General features: G+C 50.1%; 5 tRNA genes and 1 rRNA gene. All 6 read left to right on the top strand.

The window, feature by feature from the left end:
- Positions 1–91 (top strand): 5S ribosomal RNA (rrf, locus tag AAEO50_RS21200); the annotation flags it as partial.
- Between the two features lie 7 nt (positions 92–98).
- Positions 99–173: transfer RNA gene (locus tag AAEO50_RS21195), tRNA-Asn, on the top strand.
- A gap of 3 nt (positions 174–176) precedes the next feature.
- Positions 177–268: transfer RNA gene (locus AAEO50_RS21190), tRNA-Ser, on the top strand.
- A gap of 14 nt (positions 269–282) precedes the next feature.
- Positions 283–357, top strand: a tRNA-Glu gene (locus AAEO50_RS21185).
- A 35-nt stretch (positions 358–392) separates the two neighbouring features.
- Positions 393–468: transfer RNA gene (locus AAEO50_RS21180), tRNA-Val, on the top strand.
- A gap of 72 nt (positions 469–540) precedes the next feature.
- Positions 541–614: transfer RNA gene (locus tag AAEO50_RS21175), tRNA-Met, on the top strand.
- Positions 615–769 lie beyond the last annotated feature (155 nt).

Genomic DNA, 769 nt, shown 5'->3' with positions numbered 1-769 from the left:
ACCCGTTCCCATGCCGAACACGGAAGTTAAGCTCTTCAGCGCCGATGGTAGTTGGGGGATCTCCCCCTGTGAGAGTAGGACGTCGCCAGGCAAATCGTTCCGCAGTAGCTCAGTGGTAGAGCTATCGGCTGTTAACCGATCGGTCGCAAGTTCGAATCTTGCCTGCGGAGCCATAAGGAGAGCTGTCCGAGTGGTCGAAGGAGCACGATTGGAAATCGTGTAGACGGTCAACGCTGTCTCAAGGGTTCAAATCCCTTGCTCTCCGCCATAATATTTTTAACTGGCCCGTTGGTCAAGCGGTTAAGACACCGCCCTTTCACGGCGGTAACACGGGTTCGAATCCCGTACGGGTCACCAACGTTTTTTCTGAAAGCGAACACAAGCTATATATTGGAGGATTAGCTCAGCTGGGAGAGCATCTGCCTTACAAGCAGAGGGTCGGCGGTTCGATCCCGTCATCCTCCACCATAGATTTTTGCTTCAACAAAATATCTTTCCTTAGTAAAAGGAATACGCTTAAAAGAAGCGAAATCATATCGTCGCGGGGTGGAGCAGTTCGGTAGCTCGTCGGGCTCATAACCCGAAGGTCGCAGGTTCAAATCCTGTCCCCGCAATACCATTTTTGTGAAAGTGAATAAACGTCTAATGGGTAACCGAAGGATGAATATTTTGCTGACGCAAGGTAATGTAAGATATTTTGCTTTCGCAAAAATCTCTGGTCTGGTAGTTCAGTTGGTTAGAATGCCTGCCTGTCACGCAGGAGGTCGCG

Source organism: Rossellomorea oryzaecorticis, from assembly GCF_038405515.1.
GTDB classification, from domain to species: domain Bacteria; phylum Bacillota; class Bacilli; order Bacillales; family Bacillaceae_B; genus Rossellomorea; species Rossellomorea oryzaecorticis_A.
This window is presented reverse-complemented; position numbering and strand designations above follow the sequence as displayed.